Origin of the sequence: Cereibacter ovatus, from assembly GCF_900207575.1 — a bacterium.
Lineage (GTDB): Bacteria > Pseudomonadota > Alphaproteobacteria > Rhodobacterales > Rhodobacteraceae > Cereibacter_A > Cereibacter_A ovatus.
In genome coordinates, this window is record NZ_OAOQ01000006.1 from 136739 (window position 1) to 152529 (window position 15791).

16 protein-coding genes are annotated in these 15791 nt (G+C 66.9%); 8 read left to right on the plus strand and 8 right to left on the minus strand.

The annotated features are described in order from the left end of the window. Position 1 precedes the first annotated feature (1 nt). The 7 genes from CRO07_RS09175 to CRO07_RS09205 form a co-directional block, all read right to left on the minus strand. The gene (locus tag CRO07_RS09175) at positions 2-1381 is read right to left on the minus strand and encodes a CpaF family protein (protein ID WP_097030396.1); all 1380 of its coding nucleotides are present in this window, start codon (positions 1379-1381) and stop codon (positions 2-4) included. Continuing rightward, positions 1382-2563, minus strand: a complete 1182-nt coding sequence (locus CRO07_RS09180) for an AAA family ATPase (protein ID WP_097030397.1) — start codon at positions 2561-2563, stop codon at positions 1382-1384. A 38-nt stretch (positions 2564-2601) separates the two neighbouring features. After that, positions 2602-3249 carry a TadE/TadG family type IV pilus assembly protein gene (locus tag CRO07_RS09185; protein WP_097030398.1) on the minus strand — a complete coding sequence of 216 codons (648 nt, stop codon included), beginning with the start codon at positions 3247-3249 and terminating at the stop codon, positions 2602-2604. Further along, the gene (locus CRO07_RS09190; protein ID WP_235840962.1) at positions 3246-3722 is read right to left on the minus strand and encodes a TadE/TadG family type IV pilus assembly protein; all 477 of its coding nucleotides are present in this window, start codon (positions 3720-3722) and stop codon (positions 3246-3248) included. The genes CRO07_RS09185 and CRO07_RS09190 overlap by 4 nt, the downstream gene beginning before the upstream one ends. Positions 3723-3747: 25 nt before the next feature. Then, positions 3748-5262: a pilus assembly protein TadG-related protein gene (locus CRO07_RS09195; RefSeq protein ID WP_097030400.1), complete on the minus strand. Its 1515-nt coding sequence runs from the start codon at positions 5260-5262 to the stop codon at positions 3748-3750. Positions 5263-5319: 57 nt separating this feature from the next. After that, positions 5320-6141: a Flp pilus assembly protein CpaB gene (cpaB, locus tag CRO07_RS09200; protein ID WP_097030401.1), complete on the minus strand. Its 822-nt coding sequence runs from the start codon at positions 6139-6141 to the stop codon at positions 5320-5322. A 75-nt stretch (positions 6142-6216) separates the two neighbouring features. Beyond that, the gene (locus CRO07_RS09205; RefSeq protein WP_097030402.1) at positions 6217-6399 is read right to left on the minus strand and encodes a Flp family type IVb pilin; all 183 of its coding nucleotides are present in this window, start codon (positions 6397-6399) and stop codon (positions 6217-6219) included. Positions 6400-6788: 389 nt separating this feature from the next. Between CRO07_RS09205 and zwf the strand changes: the two genes are divergently transcribed. From zwf to pgi, 3 genes are read left to right on the plus strand one after another with little or no spacing between them, the layout of a single operon-like run. Then, complete coding sequence (zwf, locus tag CRO07_RS09210) at positions 6789-8240, plus strand: glucose-6-phosphate dehydrogenase (RefSeq protein WP_097030403.1); 1452 nt, start codon at positions 6789-6791, stop codon at positions 8238-8240. Between the two features lie 21 nt (positions 8241-8261). Beyond that, entirely contained in the window at positions 8262-8933 is a 672-nt protein-coding gene (gene pgl, locus CRO07_RS09215) for a 6-phosphogluconolactonase (RefSeq protein WP_097030404.1), read from the plus strand. A gap of 6 nt (positions 8934-8939) precedes the next feature. After that, a complete protein-coding gene (gene pgi / locus CRO07_RS09220) occupies positions 8940-10541 on the plus strand; it encodes a glucose-6-phosphate isomerase (protein ID WP_097030405.1) in 1602 nt (533 codons plus the stop codon). Between the two features lie 120 nt (positions 10542-10661). Here the strand turns inward: pgi and CRO07_RS09225 are convergent, their stop codons facing one another. Continuing rightward, positions 10662-11009 carry a RidA family protein gene (locus CRO07_RS09225; RefSeq protein WP_097030406.1) on the minus strand — a complete coding sequence of 116 codons (348 nt, stop codon included), beginning with the start codon at positions 11007-11009 and terminating at the stop codon, positions 10662-10664. Positions 11010-11369: 360 nt separating this feature from the next. Between CRO07_RS09225 and CRO07_RS09230 the strand changes: the two genes are divergently transcribed. The 5 genes from CRO07_RS09230 (at position 11370) to CRO07_RS09250 (ending at position 15670) form a co-directional block, all read left to right on the plus strand. Further along, a complete protein-coding gene (locus CRO07_RS09230; protein WP_097030432.1) occupies positions 11370-12317 on the plus strand; it encodes a sulfurtransferase in 948 nt (315 codons plus the stop codon). A 1-nt stretch (position 12318) separates the two neighbouring features. Further along, entirely contained in the window at positions 12319-13446 is a 1128-nt protein-coding gene (locus CRO07_RS09235; protein ID WP_097030407.1) for a YeeE/YedE family protein, read from the plus strand. Next, positions 13443-13610 carry a hypothetical protein gene (locus CRO07_RS09240; RefSeq protein ID WP_097030408.1) on the plus strand — a complete coding sequence of 56 codons (168 nt, stop codon included), beginning with the start codon at positions 13443-13445 and terminating at the stop codon, positions 13608-13610. The genes CRO07_RS09235 and CRO07_RS09240 overlap by 4 nt, the downstream gene beginning before the upstream one ends. A gap of 219 nt (positions 13611-13829) precedes the next feature. After that, positions 13830-15086, plus strand: coding sequence for a PQQ-dependent sugar dehydrogenase (locus CRO07_RS09245; RefSeq protein ID WP_097030409.1), 1257 nt, complete (start codon positions 13830-13832; stop codon positions 15084-15086). Beyond that, positions 15083-15670 carry a c-type cytochrome gene (locus CRO07_RS09250; RefSeq protein ID WP_097030410.1) on the plus strand — a complete coding sequence of 196 codons (588 nt, stop codon included), beginning with the start codon at positions 15083-15085 and terminating at the stop codon, positions 15668-15670. Before CRO07_RS09245 ends, CRO07_RS09250 begins: the two co-directional genes overlap by 4 nt. Positions 15671-15791 lie beyond the last annotated feature (121 nt).

A 15791-nucleotide genomic window follows, 5' to 3' on the forward strand; every position in this document is an offset into this window, starting at 1 on the left:
GTCAGCCCCCGTCCGAGGTGAAGTTCATCTGCCGCAGGTCGATGCCAGCGGCCTGAAGCTGCGGCAGGCAGCGCGGCCGGATGCCAGTGGCGCGGAACTCGCCCAGCACCGCGCCGGTGGCCGAAACGCCGGTGCGACGGAACACGAAGATGTCCTGCATGGTGATGACCTCGCCCTCCATCCCGGTGATTTCAGAGATGCTCATCACCCGGCGGCTGCCATCGCTAAGGCGGTTCAACTGCACCACCAGATGCAACCCCGAAGCCATCTGCGACCGGATCGCGGAAACCGGGAAATCCAGCCCGATCATCGTCACCATCTGCTCGATCCGGCCCAGCGCGTCGCGGGCGGTGTTGGCGTGAACCGTGGTCATCGATCCGTCATGGCCGGTGTTCATCGCCTGAAGCATGTCGAAGGTTTCGGCGCCACGGACCTCGCCGACGATGATGCGGTCGGGCCGCATCCGCAGCGCGTTCCTGACCAGATCGCGCTGGGTGACCGCGCCGGTGCCCGACGGACCCGGCGGCCGGGTTTCCAGCCGCACCACATGTTCCTGCTGAAGCTGAAGTTCGGCCGCATCCTCGATGGTGACGACGCGTTCGCGCTTGCCGATATAGGATGACATCGCGTTCAGCATCGTGGTCTTGCCAGAGCCGGTCCCGCCCGAGATCAGCACGTTCAGCCGCGCCTCGACCACGCCGCGCAGAAAGGCCGCGGCGGCGGCAGGCATGGCGCCGACCTCGACCAGACGATCCATGGTCAGCGGATGGCGGGCGAATTTCCGGATCGACATCGACGGCCCGTCGATCGCACAGGGCCGGATGATGGCATTGACGCGGCTGCCGTCTTCCAGCCGGGCATCGACCCAGGGGGTCGACTCGTCCACCCGGCGACCGACGCGCGACACGATCTTGTCGATGATGCGCAGAAGGTGCTTTTCGTCGCGGAACCGCACGCGGGTCTTTTCCAGCACGCCCGCCCGTTCGACATAGACCGAGCGGTGGGTGTTCACCAGAATGTCGTTCACCGTGGGATCGGCCAGCAGCGGTTCCAGCGGGCCGAAGCCCAGCACTTCGTCCAGCAACTCGTCGATGAGTTGCTTGAAATCCTCGGCCCGCATCGGCCGGCCGCGTTCCGACAGCACCTGACTGACCAGCGTCGCCACTTCGCGGCGCAGTTCCTCGGGCTGGACCTTGTCGATCACCGACAGGTTCAGCCGCTCCAGCAAAACGTCATGCAACTCGCTTTTCAGTTCCAGCCGGGCGACCAGCTCGGCTTCCTGCGGCGAGGGTTCGGGCGCGGTTACGGTTGCCGCAGCCTTTGCAAGTTCCACGACCGCGCCATTCGACGGCTTTTGTGACCGGGTGAACTGGGTGAACACTTAGTGGGCCTCCTTGGTCCGGATGGCGGCAGGAAAACGGGTGAGCGTATCGGAGGCCAGACGGCCGATCGCCTTGGCAAGGCTGGACCGCGCGGCCACCGCCGACAGCGGCTGGCCGCGGTCGGCGGCATTGTGGGCGGCCTTGGGATCGTGCGGCAGCCAGTGCTCCAGCGGACGTTCCAGCACACGCGCCGCCTCGCGGTGCAGGGCCGAAGCGAAGAAGGGTTTGGATTCGTGGTTGATGACGACCTGAACCGGCAGGGCGATATTGTCGGCGGTGAAAAAGTCGATCAGCCGCCGGCAGTGCCGGACCGAGGATACCGCGACATCGGTCACGATCATCATCTCGTCGGCACGGCGCACCACCGGCTCGATCCAGGACACCAGCGCGCGGGGCAGGTCCACCACGACATAATCGTGGGTCGCGGTCAGCGCATCCAGAAGCCCCGCGATCTGTTCCGACCGCAACGCTTCCAGCGGGGCGAATTTCGTCGGCGCCGCCAGCACCGACAGCCCGCTGGGCAGCACCGCCATCGACTGACGCAGGAAGGTCGCGTCTGGGATCGTGCCGTCGGCCGCGATCCGCAGCAGGATCTCTTGTTCCGGCAGATCGAGGTAAGATCCCACGGTGCCGAACTGAAGATCCAGATCCAACAGCGCCACCCGCGGCTTGTTCTGACCGCGCGCGGTGCGGGCAATGATCTGGTCGGCCAGATTCACCGCGACCGTCGTCGCCCCCACGCCGCCACGCGCAGGCGCCACCGCAACGATCCGGCCCGGCCGCCCACCATCACCGCCGCCGCGCTTCTGGCGCAGACGCTCGACGCTTTCGGGCAGTTCTTCGGCCAGGATCGAGACCGGCAGCACCTGATCGATCCCCGCCCGCGTCAGCGCATGGGCGTCCGTGATCGACAGGCCCGCATCCGCCAGCGCCACCAGCATCGTCCCGCTGCGTCGGCCCGTCGCCAGGTCCGCGGCAGCCTTCAGTTCCGCCGCATCCCCGCCCGAGGTCTGGAACAGGATCATGTCATAGTCGGTGGCCAGCTTCACCGCCTGGCCGTTCATCTCGGTCAGCCGCGCGGGTCGGGTGTCCACCCGCAGACCCGGTTGATCCACCAGCATCGACTCGACGCTGTCGAGAAGCTGCCGGTCCGGCGAGATCACAAGGATCGATCTGTTCATGCTCAGCTCCTTCGATGCGACGCCGTGCGCCGCCGATCCTATCCGTTGTTGCCCTGCGCGAGGTCTTCGGCCGGAAGCGAAACGCTCATGTTCGGCATCGGCACCGTCATCGGCAGGTCCGAGTTGCCGGCCCCCGCCAGCGTGGCCAGCGCGGCCAGCGGCGTGACAAACCGGAAGCTCAGGTCTTCAAGTTGAACGGTCACCATCGGCACATAGGGCCCGCCCAGAAAGCCAAGGTTCGCGTCATACTCATATCGGAACCGCAGGTTTTCCCGCGTCGCCTCGCTGGGCAGGATCGGGGAAAGCAGCACCCAGATTTCATCCGACGTCGCGGTCCGGTTTGCGGCCGTGCATTGGTAGGTCGGCTCGGTCCGACACACCCCGGCCGCAACGCGGCAGCCGGTGCCGTAAGCGTGGCTGGGATCGGTTCCGCGGGTGTAGAACTGGGGCACGCCCACACAGGCCGGCGGGCGGACGGCGGCTATCCGGGCCGCACGCTCCATCGCCTTTTGTGCCATCACATATTCAGCGCCCATCCGGCCGAAATCGATCAGCCCCAGAAAGATCAGCAGGAACAGCGGCAACACGATCGCCAGTTCCACCAGCGTTGTGCCATCCTCGGCCCGGCCAAAGCGGGCAAGGGCAGGGCGCCCGATCCGGGCAAGGGGAATGGGCCGCGGACTCATGTTCCGAAGATCCTTGCGCGGTCGGTGATCGTGGTCGTGACCGCGGCCTGCTCGGCGCCGATCAGCGTGAAGATGCCCCCGAAGGGAAAGTCGATGGTGACCCGGGCCGAGACCGTCGCCACCGCGACCTTGCCGCCGCGCAGCCCCTCGTCGTCGCAGACATGGCTGGGCGTGACCGAAATCAGCGTCACATCCCCCGGCAGCACACCCTTGCCGCCGCGATCCTTGCCGACGATGGTCTGCAACTGCGCGGTATAGCCCGCCAGATTGCCGCCGGTGTCGCAGATATTGGCCGGCGCCACCCGCGCCAGATAGCGCGCGGCATCGCGCACGCCGCTGATCGCGGCCTGATAGCTGATGAACATCCGGCTGCCTTCGATCATCACGGCAAACACCACCAGCATCATCGGCAGCACCAGCGCGAATTCGACCAGCGCCACGCCATCCTGTGCGGCGGAAAATCGGCGGATCATGCGGGAAAAGGCCCTGGCCATGGCGTCACCGATACAGCTGCACGACATCGTGCATCATGCCGCCCGAACCGCCCCGCGCCTGCGCCGAGCCGACGATCTCGGCGAAGATATCGAAGTTGTTGGTGTCATACACATAATCGTCCTCGATCCCGTTCGCGCCTTTCAGGCCGACCGGCTCGGTCAGGAACAGGCGGAAGAACTCTTTGACCGGCACGCCCGTCGCGCGGCCGTGGATGTCGAACGCGATATTCCCGCAATCGACGCCGGCCACGGTCAGCACGCGACGGTCCGGGTCCGAGGATTGCTTCTTGGCGCAGATCGGGCGGCCGGTTTCCTGGCTGGTTTTCGGCAGGATTGCGGTTGTGGACGAGGGGCCACCCGCCGAAGCGATCTCGGCCAGATAATACTTGTAGCGGGTCTTGGCGCCGGGATGGGGGTCGGTGCCGTAGTTCAGGGCCACATAGTCCGCACGGCCCTTCGACCAGTCGCCATCGCCGAACCGCTCGCCATCGCCCGACTGTCCGCAGGTGCCGTTTTCAAAGCAGGTGTCGCGCGGCAGCCCCAGCGTGTCGCCGGGCTGTCCGGTGCCGGGTTCCAGCTTGCCGCAAGATCCCTTGTTCTTGCGTTTGTAGCCGATGATGACATTGGGCGCGGCCGAATATTCGGCCTTGTTGCTCAGGTTTTTCACGCTGCCTGCGAAGATGTCGAACCGGATGTTCAGGATCGCGTTCTCGATCCCGTTGCGCTGGCCCGGCACGGTGTCCACACCGCGCTGGTTCACGCATTGGGTGATGGCCCCTTCGGCGCCCAGCAGGCACTGATCCAGCTTGCTGCCATTCAAACCGGCGCAGGTCGCGCTTTTGTCGGCAAAAAGGTCGGGGTCCAGAAAGCCGAAGTTGCCCGGCGCCCAGGCGCCCCCGCCGCCGCCGGCACGCAGTTGCACCATGTGGCCGATATGCGCATCGGCGCGGAAGGTGGGGCTGGGCAGGCAAAAGAACATCGGCGTGATGTCGCAGGCGTATTGCGTGAAGCCCGCGACGGCGGTGGCGCCCACGGTGTCGCGGGCGGGCTGTGTGCCGGTCAGGGCATTAAAGGCGGCGGCGAAGGTGAAGGGCACGCGGCGCGCGGGCACCGTCACCCGGACATAGATCGCGTCGGCGGGGTCCGTGGTCACGGCGGTAAGCGCCGAGCTGTCGTCGGCAGGCAGCGCGCTGTAGAAGGTCAGGGTGAAATCCTGCACCTGATCGCCCAGCTTCTCGCCGCCCAGATCGCGCCCGCCCGTGGCATAGGTCTGGCTGTCGGTGATCAGCCGGTTCGCGGCATCGGTCGCGCGGGTGATGGCGTCGCTGTGGCCATCCAGCTCACCCGCGGCGGCCAGCGCCACCTGATCGGCAAAGCCCTGCAACTCGGACTGGGTCGAGGCCATGCGCCCGGTATCGAACGACAGCGCCACAAGGCCCAGCATCACGGCAAGCGCCACGGCCCACAAAACGAGGATGGCCCCTTCGTCGTCATCGCGAAGGGTTCTGCGACAGGTCATGGGGCACCCCCCGATCTAAGGATTGCGGTCTGAACGATTGCAGTCCGCCGACGGCGGTCAGTTGATCTCGACGGTTTCGACCGCGCCGGCGGCACGGCGGACCTTGATCGTCGCCTTGGCGGCCGGGGCCTCGCCTTCGTCGGGCGCGGTCTGCGATTGCAGGATGTCGGCAAGGCTCATCGCGGCCAGCGGCTTGTCCTCGCCCGCGTCCAGCGTGCGCAGCGTCAGGCTAAGGGTGCCCGCCTTTTGCGCAAGGGCCAGCGCCTGCCCCTGTTCGGGCGTCACCTCGACCGTCACGGTCTTGGCCACATCGGCCTGTTCGCGGTTTTCGTCGGTCTTCTGATCGACGCCGACGATGCGGATGTTCTGAAGGATGGTCACGGCGCGCATATCGTCACCGCGGCCTTGGGTCAGCATGATGTCGACCCGGTCGCCGGGGGTCAGCAGCCCGGCCACGGCGGTCACCGCATCGACCTTGATCGACATGGCGCGGGTGCCGGGCGACAGGTTCTGCACCACCGTCACCTTGTCACCAAAGCCCGAGATCTTCGAGGCCAGAACGATTTCCCCGGCCGAGATCTGCCGGGTGGCGCGGCGCGGCTCGCCGCCCTGTTTCGGCAGCAGTTGCGCGGCATTGGTCACCGCCCCGGGCGGCAGCGCCGCCTTGGGCCAGGCGATCGCCTTCAGCATCTGGGGCTGAATCGCGGTGCCGAACGGAATGTCACGGGTGGCCACCACGACCTGAACCATCTCGGTCACCTCGCCGGGCTGGTTCAAGGACAGCGCCGGCGTCGCCAGCAGATACTGCCGCGCCCCGATGGCCGAGCCCCCGGCAATGGCAACGCCGAGCATGGCGACGAGAACGGAACGCATGGCCATTGAGGTGCTCCAAAAAATTACCTTGGGAACGGCGCCGAACTCAAAAGGTAAAGCCCGGCGTCGAACTAGGGCCGGTTAGTTGTTGTCGAGAATGGTCGTCGCTTGACCCATTTGGGTCGACACCGAAGTGCCGAGCGTCGTGAGCGCAGCGCCGCCGACAACAACGGCGAGGATGATGGCAATGCCATATTCAACCAGCGTCACGCCTTCTTCGTCGCGACGGAACGAGCGGAGCTTGGAGGAGAGGAACTTGAACATGAATATATTCCTTGTGAACAGGCCGGGAGGATGCCGGCAGGGTGGTCTTTCCAGAACCGGCGTTGCTGTCCGGCTCGACGATCAATTTCGTCGAAAATGTGGCGCTCCGCATCGTCTGGAACGATGAGATATGCCACCTGTGATTGTATTTTCGTGATTTATCGGATCTTTAGCGTCTTATACATCCTTTTGCGCCCGACATTCGCCGCCCCAGTTCCGCCCGATTCCCGCCCCGTCCCTGCCGCCGTGCCGCCGCCCCCCCGATCCCGCCCGCCGCCGCAAATTCGCCCCACCCCCGCGCAAGGGTTTGACCACAGCCCCGAGCAAGCTAGACTTGGGCGATCTCAGCCGCTAGAACGCCCGTTAGCGCTAACACGAGCGGGGGAGCCATGGTTTCGCGAGTCATCCCGGTGGACATCTTCGATCTGGTCATCTTTGGCGGCACGGGCGATCTGGCCCGGCGCAAGATCCTGCCCGGGCTGTATCGCCGCTATCTGGGCGGGCAGATGCCGGCCGACAGCCGCATCATCGCCGCTGCCCGCAGCGACATGGACGACGCGGGCTATCGCGAACAGGTCCGCGCCGCGATTGCGGAATTCGTCGCCGCCGACAAACGCGACCCGCAGGTGATCGAGGCGTTCCTGTCGCGCATCCATTACGTCGCCATCGACGCGACCGGCACTGCCGGCTGGGCGCAACTGAAAGAGATGATGCGCCCGGATGTGGTGCGGGCGTTCTATTTCTCGGTGGCGCCGGCGCTGTTCGGGGCCTTGGCGGAACGGCTGCACGATCACGCCATCGCCGAACCGCAAAGCCGGATCGTGGTGGAAAAGCCGTTCGGGCGCGATCTGGCCTCGGCCCGGGCGCTGAACCGGGTTCTGGCGCAGCACTTCGCGGAAGAACAGATCTACCGGATCGATCATTATCTGGGCAAGGAAACCGTCCAGAACCTGATGGCGGTGCGCTTTGCCAATATCCTGTTCGAACCGCTGTGGAAGGCGCAATACATCGACCATGTGCAGATCACCGTGGCCGAAACGGTGGGCGTGGGCGGGCGCGGGGCCTATTATGACACCTCGGGCGCGATGCGCGACATGGTGCAGAACCACATGATGCAGCTTCTGTGCCTGATCGCGATGGAGCCGCCCTACCACTTTGACCCCAACGCCGTGCGCGACGAAAAGCTGAAGGTGATCCGCGCGCTGGACCCGGTGCGCCCCGAAGACATCGTGCGCGGCCAGTATCTGGCCGGCGGCGGGCAAGAGGGCTATGTCGCCCATTCCGGCAATCCCCACAGCCGGACCGAAAGCTATATCGCGATGAAGCTGCATATCTCGAACTGGCGATGGAAGGGCACGCCGTTCTATCTGCGCACCGGCAAGCGGCTTCGGGCGCGGACGTCGGAAATCGCGATCACCTTCCGCGAGCCGCCTCATTCGATCTTTGACGATGCCGAGGACTGGCGCGAGAATGTGCTGGTGATCCGGCTGCAACCCGACGAGGGCATCAACCTGAAGGTGATGATCAAAGAGCCGGGACCGGGGGGGATGCGGCTGACGCAGGTGCCGCTGGACATGTCCTTCGCCGAGGCGCTGGGCGAGGAAGGCCGCGATATCCCCGACGCCTATGAGCGGTTGATCATGGATGTGATCCGCGGCAACCAGACCCTGTTCATGCGCGGCGACGAGGTCGAGGCCGCCTGGGCCTGGGTCGATCCGATCATCGATGCCTGGGAACGGCGCGGCGACCGGCCCAAGGGCTATGAGCCGGGAACCTCGGGGCCGGAAGACGCGCTGATGCTGATGCACCGCGATGGCCGGCGCTGGCGCGAGATCCGCTGACGGCCGACGAAGGGAGAGGTCATGCAGTTTGTCGAATATCCCGACCGAGAGTTCCTGATGCTGTCGCTGGCCGATACCATCGCCGGCGAGCTGGCCGATTTTCTGCGCCGCGAGGGCCGTGCCAGCCTGTGCCTGCCCGGCGGCACCACTCCGGGGCCGATGTTTGACACCCTGTCGGGGGTGGATCTGGACTGGTCGAAGGTGACGGTGTTTCTGAACGATGAACGCTGGGTGCCCGAAGACAGCCCGCGGTCGAACACCCGGCTTCTGCGCGAGCGGCTGCTGACGGGGCCGGCGGCGGCGGCGACCTATCTGCCGCTTTATTCCGACGCAGGCACGCCCGACGCGGCGCTGGCGGATCTGGCCGCCGCCATTGCGCCGCATCTGCCGATTTCGGTCCTGCTTCTGGGCATGGGCGAAGACATGCATACCGCCTCGCTCTTTCCCGGCGCCGACCGGCTGGACGAGGCGCTGGCCGAGGACGCGCCGCTGCTGATGGCCCTGCGCGCCGAGGCCGCAGACGAGCCGCGGATCACCCTGACCGCCCCCGCGCTGAAGGGGGCGCTGGCGATCCATGTGCTGATCACCGGCGCGGCAAAGCGCGCGGCGCTGGAACGGGCGCAAGGGTTGACGCCGAGGGAAGCCCCGATCAAGGCTCTGCTTGCGAATGCAACGGTCCACTGGGCGGAATAGGAACGGATGAAGCAGATCTGGCAGGCGCTGAAGGCGCATCAGCAGGCGGTCGAACACCGCGCGATCCTCGATCTTTTCGCGGATCCGCGGCGGGCGGAAAGCTTCTCGGCCCGGTTCGATGACATGCTGTTCGACTGGTCCAAGACCAATATCGACGGCACCGCGCGCGATCTTCTGATCGACCTTGCGGCGGCGGCCGGGGTGGCGGCCCGGCGCGAGGCGATGTTCACCGGCGCCCGGATCAACGAAACCGAGGGCCGCGCCGTGCTGCACACCGCATTGCGCGCCATGGACCGGCCGGTGTTCGTCGATGGCCTCGACGTGACGCCGGCGCTGCGTGAAACCCACGCCCGGATGCAGGCCTTCGTGCGCGACGTGCATGAAGGGCGGTTCACGGGGCAGGGCGGGCCTATCACCGATGTGGTCAACATTGGCATCGGCGGCTCGGACCTTGGCCCGGCGATGGCCTGCCTGGCGCTGGCGCCTTATGCCTGCGGCCCGCGCTGCCATTTCATCTCGAACGTCGACGGCGCCCATGCCACCGACACGCTGAAGGGGCTGAACCCGGCGACGACGCTGGTGATCGTGGCGTCCAAGACCTTCACCACCATCGAGACCATGACCAACGCCGAAACCGTCCGGCGCTGGATGGCACAGTCGGTCGCCACCCCGGCCGCGCAATTCGCCGCCGTCTCGACCGCGGCCGATCGCACTGCGGCCTTCGGCATCGACCCCGCCCGCGTCTTCGGCTTCGAAGACTGGGTCGGCGGACGCTATTCGATGTGGGGTCCGATCGGCCTGTCGCTGATGCTCGCCATCGGCCCGGACCACTTCGACGCCTTCCTTGCCGGCGGCGCGGCGATGGACCGCCACTTCCGCACCGCCCCCCTGCGCGAGAACCTGCCCGTGCTGCTGGCGCTGGTCGGGATCTGGCACAACCAGATCTGCGGCCACGCCACCCGCGCCGTGCTGCCCTATGACCAGCGCCTCGCGCGCCTGCCCGCCTATCTCCAGCAACTCGAGATGGAATCGAACGGCAAGCGCGTGGCAATGGACGGCCATGACCTCACACTCGACTCCGGCCCCGTGGTCTGGGGCGAACCCGGCACCAATGGCCAGCACGCCTTCTACCAGTTGATCCATCAGGGCACCCGCACCGTCCCCTGCGAGTTCCTGATCGCCCGCGAAGGCCATGAACCTGACCTCGCCCACCAACACCTTCTGCTGGTCGCCAACTGCCTCGCCCAGTCCGAGGCGCTGCTGCGCGGCCGCAGCCTGCCCGAAGCCCGCGCCCTGATGGCGGCCAAGGGCCTCACCGGCTCGGACCTCGACCGCCAGGCCCGCCACCGCACCTTCCCCGGCAACCGCCCCTCGACCACACTCGCCTATCCGAAACTGACCCCCGACATGCTGGGCCGGATCGTGGCGCTTTACGAACACCGCGTCTTCGTCGAAGGCGTGATCCTCGGAATCAATTCCTACGATCAGTGGGGCGTCGAACTCGGCAAGGAACTGGCGCTTGCGCTGCAACCCCTGCTGTCCGGCGACGACTCCGCCGCCATCAAGGACAGCTCCACCCGCCAGCTCGTCGCCTGGTTCCGCTCCTGACCCGGGCTTTCATTCTGGCTCAAATATCCTCGGGGGGCTCCGGCCAAGGGCCGGAGATCGGGGGGCAGACAGCCCCCCGCGCCTGGCGGGCCGACAGTGCCCCTGCCGGCCCCGTCGGCCTTACAACACCGCGGTGACGATCACTTCCACCCGGTAGTCCGGCGCCGCCAGCCGGGCCTCGCCGGTGGCGCGGGCAGGGCAGTGGCCCGCCGGCACCCATTGATCCCAGACCGCGTTCATCTCGGCAAAGTCGGTGATATCGGCCAGCCAGATCTGCGCCGAGACGATGCGGGTTTTGTCGGTCCCGGCCAGCGCCAGCAGCCGGTCCACTTCCGCCAGACAGGTGCGGGTCTGATCCGCGACGCTGTCGCCGGGGTGCCCGACCTGGCCGGCCAGCCAGACCATGCCATTGGCCGTGACGGCCGCGCTCATGCGCTGGCCGCATTCGATGCGGGTGATCTCGGTCATTGCTGTCCCTCCTGAACTCGATATCCCCCCTTAGCCGAGCCGCCGCTGCAAGAAAAGTCGCGGATCGGGCCGGAACCACCCCGATCGCAGGACGAATCGCCGCTTGCCCGCTTGTGCGTGTCCCTCCCGTTCCGCCTGTGTCACGAAATTTTTCCGGTCCACCCAAGGGCCGCTTTCCCGCGCCCTTGTCCGCCGTCTTGTCCGATACCGGGAAGAATGTTCCGCGATCGCCGCCCACATGGAACATCGTCGCAGGGGTGGGCTATCCCGTGGCGCCCTGCCGGAATGAATGCCCTTGAAAACCCCCCGGCAATCGCAAATGTCAGGCGCGACCCGTATCGACCAAGGACACCTTTCATGATGCGTATGATCCCGCTTGCCGCCGCCGCCGTGCTTGCCCTTCAGGCCCCGGCGGTCGCACAGCAAGGCTTCGGGCCGCTGCTGACGCCGCAACAGGCCGCCGAGGCCGCCGCCACGCTTGCCCCGCTGTTCCTCGACATCCGCGTGGCCGAAGAGGGGGCGCCCGATCCCTACACCGCAGGCCATATCCCCGGCGCTGTGCCCGCGCCCTATGGCCTGTTCCGCGGCCCGAAGGAAAGCCCCGGTTCGCTGGTGCCCGCCGACCGCCTGACCGAGGTTCTGCGCGGTCTGGGTGTCACCCAGGACCGCCCGACGGTCGTCGTTCACGCCGGCACCGACGCCACCGACTTCGGCGCCGCAGCCCGCGTCTACTGGACGCTGAAATCCAGCGGTGTCAGCCAGTTGGCCATCATCAACGGCGGCATGCGCGCGTGGGAACAGGCCGCCCTGCCGTTGGACACCACCCCCGTTACGCCGGCACCCAGCGACATCACCGTGACCTTCGCGGACGACTGGCTTGCCACGCGTGAGGATGTGCTGGATGTGGTCGAGGGCCGCGCCTCGGCCAAACTGATCGACGCCCGCCCGCAAGAGTTCTGGGAAGGCAAGAAGGCCGCCCCCGCCGCGGCCCGCCCGGGCACGCTGCCGCAGTCACAGTATTTCACCCATGACCGCTGGTTTGGCGACAATCCGGCGCTGATCGACGCGGGCCGCGCCCAAAGTCTGGCCGCGCAAGCGGGCTATACCGGCGGCGAGCAGCTGGTCTCGTTCTGCAACACCGGCCACTGGGCCGCGACCAACTGGTTTGCGCTGAGCGAACTGGCCGGGGTCGAGAATGTGAAGCTTTACCCCGAATCGATGGTGGGCTGGTCGAACGCCGATCTGCCGATGGAGAATGTCCCCGGCGCGCTGTCGAACCTCTGGCACCAGATCAAGGGCGTGTTCTGACATGAGCGGCACAACGCTTGCGGGCGCGCCCGCGGGCTCGATCTTCGGGGGGCGGGTGCTGCCGGTGGCGCTGGCTGTGCTGGCAGTGCTGGCGGTGGCGGTGCTGGCGGGGGGCCGCTATGGGCTGCTGCTGGCCATTGGCCTGGGCTTTGGCGTGGCACTGGAAGGCTTGCGCTTCGGCTTTGCCGGCCCGTGGCGCGCGATGATCCTGCGGCGGGAACCCGCGGGGCTGCTGGCGCAGCTTCTGGCCATCGGGCTGGTGGCGGCGGTGGCCATGCCGCTGCTGGCCAGCCATCCGCAAGAGCTGTCGCCCGCCCATGCGCCGGTGGGCTGGGCGATGGTCGGCGGGGCCTTCGTCTTTGGTGTGGCGATGCAGCTGGTGCTGGGGTGTGGCTCTGGCACGCTGGTCAATGCCGGCAGCGGCAATGTGGTCGGGGCATTGGCGCTGCCGTTCTTTGCCATCGGCAGTTTCGCAGGCTCTTTGCATCTGGGCTGGTGGAACGGGCTGGGCCTTGCGCCGGTCGTGGCGGTCGAGGGCGTGTCGGGGTTGGCCATCACGTTGGCCGGGCTTGCCGTGGTGGCGGGGCTGGCGATCCGTCTTGGCGTGCCCGGGGGCAGCCGGCTTCCGCGCCGGCTGTGGCTGGCCGCGGGGGTGATCGCGGGGCTGGCGCTGCTTAATCTGGTGGTGGCGGGGCAACCCTGGGGCGTGGTCTATGGCCTTGGGCTGTGGGCGGCCAAGGGCGCTGCGGCGCTGGGGGCCGACCTGTCGGCCAATGCTTTCTGGGCGGCGCCGGCCAATGCCGAAAGGCTGGCCGCAAGCCTGCTGACCGACGTCACCTCTTTGACCAACTTCGGCATCATCGCGGGCGCGCTGCTGGTCAGCCTGTGGCGTGGCGGTCTGGGTGCGGGTCTGCCCCGTCTGCCGGTGCAGGCCTGGGTCGCGGTGGTGGTCGCGGGCCTGCTGCTGGGGTATTCCTCGCGTCTGGCGTTTGGCTGCAACGTCGGCGCCTTCTTCAGCGGCATCTCGACCGGCAGCCTGCATGGCTGGGTCTGGTTCTTGGCGGCCTTTGCTGGGTCGTGGCTGGGCATCCGGCTGCGCCCCGCCCTTGGGTTGGAGGCCAGGCCATGACCCGGCGTCCGATAGCCCTTCTGGTCGTGCTGGGGATCGCGGGCGTTCTGGCGCTGGATGCGACCATCAGCAAGCCGCCGAACCCTTACCGCGCGCCGCCGCTGCTGGCGCTTGGCTCTGGCCTTGCCCCGGCCGGGGCACATTGCTCGGCCGCAGGATCGTGATACCGACCAACGGCCCGCCCTGAAGGGGCGGGCCGTTGGCTTTTTATGCGTCTTTTCCGACCTCAAGGCGGTTGACACTTGGCCAAAGCGGTCAGTTAATCTGACCATGCGGGCGGTTGGGAGGCCGCCCGCCTTTCGCAGGACAGACCGGATCTTCACCGCAGGCCCGTTGGCCGGCGCGGTCCGCCCTGCCGTGACGGTTCACCATGGGAGGAAGACATGAAGCGACTGACGACGTCCCTCGCGGCACTTTCCCTGACCGCGGGACTGGCCCAAGCGCAGAATACCGACGTTCCCGACAACCTCGAGAAACTCTCCAACTTCCAGTCCACCGGAACGACCGACTTCACCTTCATCGAGCAGCACGGCGAGTTCGCCGATGGCATCAAGCGCACGCTTGAACGGATCAAACTGCCACCCGGCTTCCGTATCGGCCTTTATGCGGTGGTGCCCGATGCGCGTCACATGGCTGTGGGGCCGCAGGGCATCGTCACCTTCGTCGGCACGCGCAAGGACAAGGTCTGGGCCGTCACCGACCGCAACAAGGACCGGGTGGCCGACGAGGTAAAGGATTTCGCGCCATCGCTGCGCTTCACCATCCCGAACGGGCCGTGCTTCTCGAAGGACGGCTTTCTGTATATCGCCGAGCAGAACCGCGTCCTGCTGTTTCCCGCGGCCGAGTTCTTCTATGAATCCGCGGATGTGGCGGCCTTCAACCTTGTGAAACAGGGCGATCTGATCCCGGTGGACGAGGAAAGCTTCAACCACACCGCGCGGGTCTGTGACATTGGACCGGACGGGATGATCTACATCACGCTCGGCCAGCCCTTCAACGTGCCTGCGCCCGAAAAGCGCGAGCTTTACGACGAATGGGGCATCGGCGGCATCATCCGCATGAAGACCGACGGCACCGGGCGCGAGGTTTTTGCCCGCGGCATCCGCAACTCGGTCGGGATGGATATCCATCCCGACAGCGGCGAGGTCTGGTTCACCGACAATCAGGTGGACGGGATGGGCGACGACATTCCCCCGGGCGAGGTGAACCGCGCGACCGCGCCGGGCCAGAACTTCGGCTTCCCATGGTATGGCGGTGGCAGCATCCGCACCAACGAATACAAGGACGAAGAACCGCCCGCCGATGCGGTGATGCCGGTGGTCGAGATGGATGCCCATGCCGCCGATCTGGGCATGATGTTCTATACCGGCAGCATGTTCCCGCAGGAATATCGCGGTGCGATCTTCTCGGCGCAGCATGGCTCCTGGAACCGGACCACGCCGGTGGGGGCGCGGGTTATGGTGACCACGGTGGCCGAGGATGGCACCGCCACCGCCAAGCCCTTCGCTGAAGGCTGGATCGACGAGAATGGCGAATATCTTGGCCGTCCCGTCGATGTGGCGCAACTGCGCGACGGGTCGATCCTGGTGTCGGACGATCTGGTGGGGGCGATCTACCGCATCTGGTATCAGCCGGAATGAGACGGGCCGCCCTGATCCTGGGTCTGGCCGGGGCGCTTGTCGCCCCGGCCGGCCTTCACGCCGATCAGGCGGGCGATCCCGCGGCCGGCAAGGCTGCGACAGGGCTGTGCCGGACCTGCCACGGGCTGAACGGCTATGCGCGCATTCCGATCGCGCCCCATATCGGCGGCGAGCATCCGTCCTATATCCGCCACCAGTTGACCGCCTTCCGCGACGGGACGCGCGTGCACGAGATCATGTCGGTGGTGGCCGCGCCGTTGTCCGACCGGCAGATCGCCGATCTTTCCGCATGGTTTGCGGCACAGACGTTCCGTGTCGCGCTGCCTGCGGGGGTGCGCCCCGAGGATGCACCCGCGGCCTGCGCGCTCTGCCACGGCGCCGACGGGGTGGCGGTGCTGAAGGATGCGCCCAATCTTGCCGGCGAGAATGCGATCTATATCGACACCCAACTGAAGGCATTCCGCACCGGCCGGCGGGTGCATGAGATCATGTCGCCCATTGCCGCCGAACTGAGCGACGCAGAGATCCGCGCCGCCGCCGAATGGTATGCCGCGGTCAGGCTTGAAATCGATCCCGCGCCCTGACCCTGTGCCCGGTCGGTCGCCGGTCAGACGGGTCGGCCCCCGCTGGCCCGTCTGCGCAGCGCCGCAAGTCCCGCCAGCCCCAGCACCAGCCCCCAGCCGGCAGTGGGAAACGGCACCGCCG

Excerpts from the sequence above, each read along its gene's own strand:
- CRO07_RS09180 (WP_097030397.1), bottom strand. The coding sequence starts at position 2,563 with ATGAACAGATCGATCCTTGTGATCTCGCCGGACCGGCAGCTTCTCGAC.
- CRO07_RS09185 (WP_097030398.1), bottom strand. The coding sequence starts at position 3,249 with ATGAGTCCGCGGCCCATTCCCCTTGCCCGGATCGGGCGCCCTGCCCTT.
- CRO07_RS09190 (WP_235840962.1), bottom strand. The coding sequence starts at position 3,722 with ATGATCCGCCGATTTTCCGCCGCACAGGATGGCGTGGCGCTGGTCGAA.
- CRO07_RS09195 (WP_097030400.1), bottom strand. The coding sequence starts at position 5,262 with ATGACCTGTCGCAGAACCCTTCGCGATGACGACGAAGGGGCCATCCTC.
- cpaB (WP_097030401.1), bottom strand. The coding sequence starts at position 6,141 with ATGGCCATGCGTTCCGTTCTCGTCGCCATGCTCGGCGTTGCCATTGCC.
- CRO07_RS09205 (WP_097030402.1), bottom strand. The coding sequence starts at position 6,399 with ATGTTCAAGTTCCTCTCCTCCAAGCTCCGCTCGTTCCGTCGCGACGAA.
- zwf (WP_097030403.1), top strand. The coding sequence starts at position 6,789 with ATGGTTTCGCGAGTCATCCCGGTGGACATCTTCGATCTGGTCATCTTT.
- pgl (WP_097030404.1), top strand. The coding sequence starts at position 8,262 with ATGCAGTTTGTCGAATATCCCGACCGAGAGTTCCTGATGCTGTCGCTG.
- pgi (WP_097030405.1), top strand. The coding sequence starts at position 8,940 with ATGAAGCAGATCTGGCAGGCGCTGAAGGCGCATCAGCAGGCGGTCGAA.
- CRO07_RS09225 (WP_097030406.1), bottom strand. The coding sequence starts at position 11,009 with ATGACCGAGATCACCCGCATCGAATGCGGCCAGCGCATGAGCGCGGCC.
- CRO07_RS09230 (WP_097030432.1), top strand. The coding sequence starts at position 11,370 with ATGCGTATGATCCCGCTTGCCGCCGCCGCCGTGCTTGCCCTTCAGGCC.
- CRO07_RS09235 (WP_097030407.1), top strand. The coding sequence starts at position 12,319 with ATGAGCGGCACAACGCTTGCGGGCGCGCCCGCGGGCTCGATCTTCGGG.
- CRO07_RS09240 (WP_097030408.1), top strand. The coding sequence starts at position 13,443 with ATGACCCGGCGTCCGATAGCCCTTCTGGTCGTGCTGGGGATCGCGGGC.
- CRO07_RS09245 (WP_097030409.1), top strand. The coding sequence starts at position 13,830 with ATGAAGCGACTGACGACGTCCCTCGCGGCACTTTCCCTGACCGCGGGA.
- CRO07_RS09250 (WP_097030410.1), top strand. The coding sequence starts at position 15,083 with ATGAGACGGGCCGCCCTGATCCTGGGTCTGGCCGGGGCGCTTGTCGCC.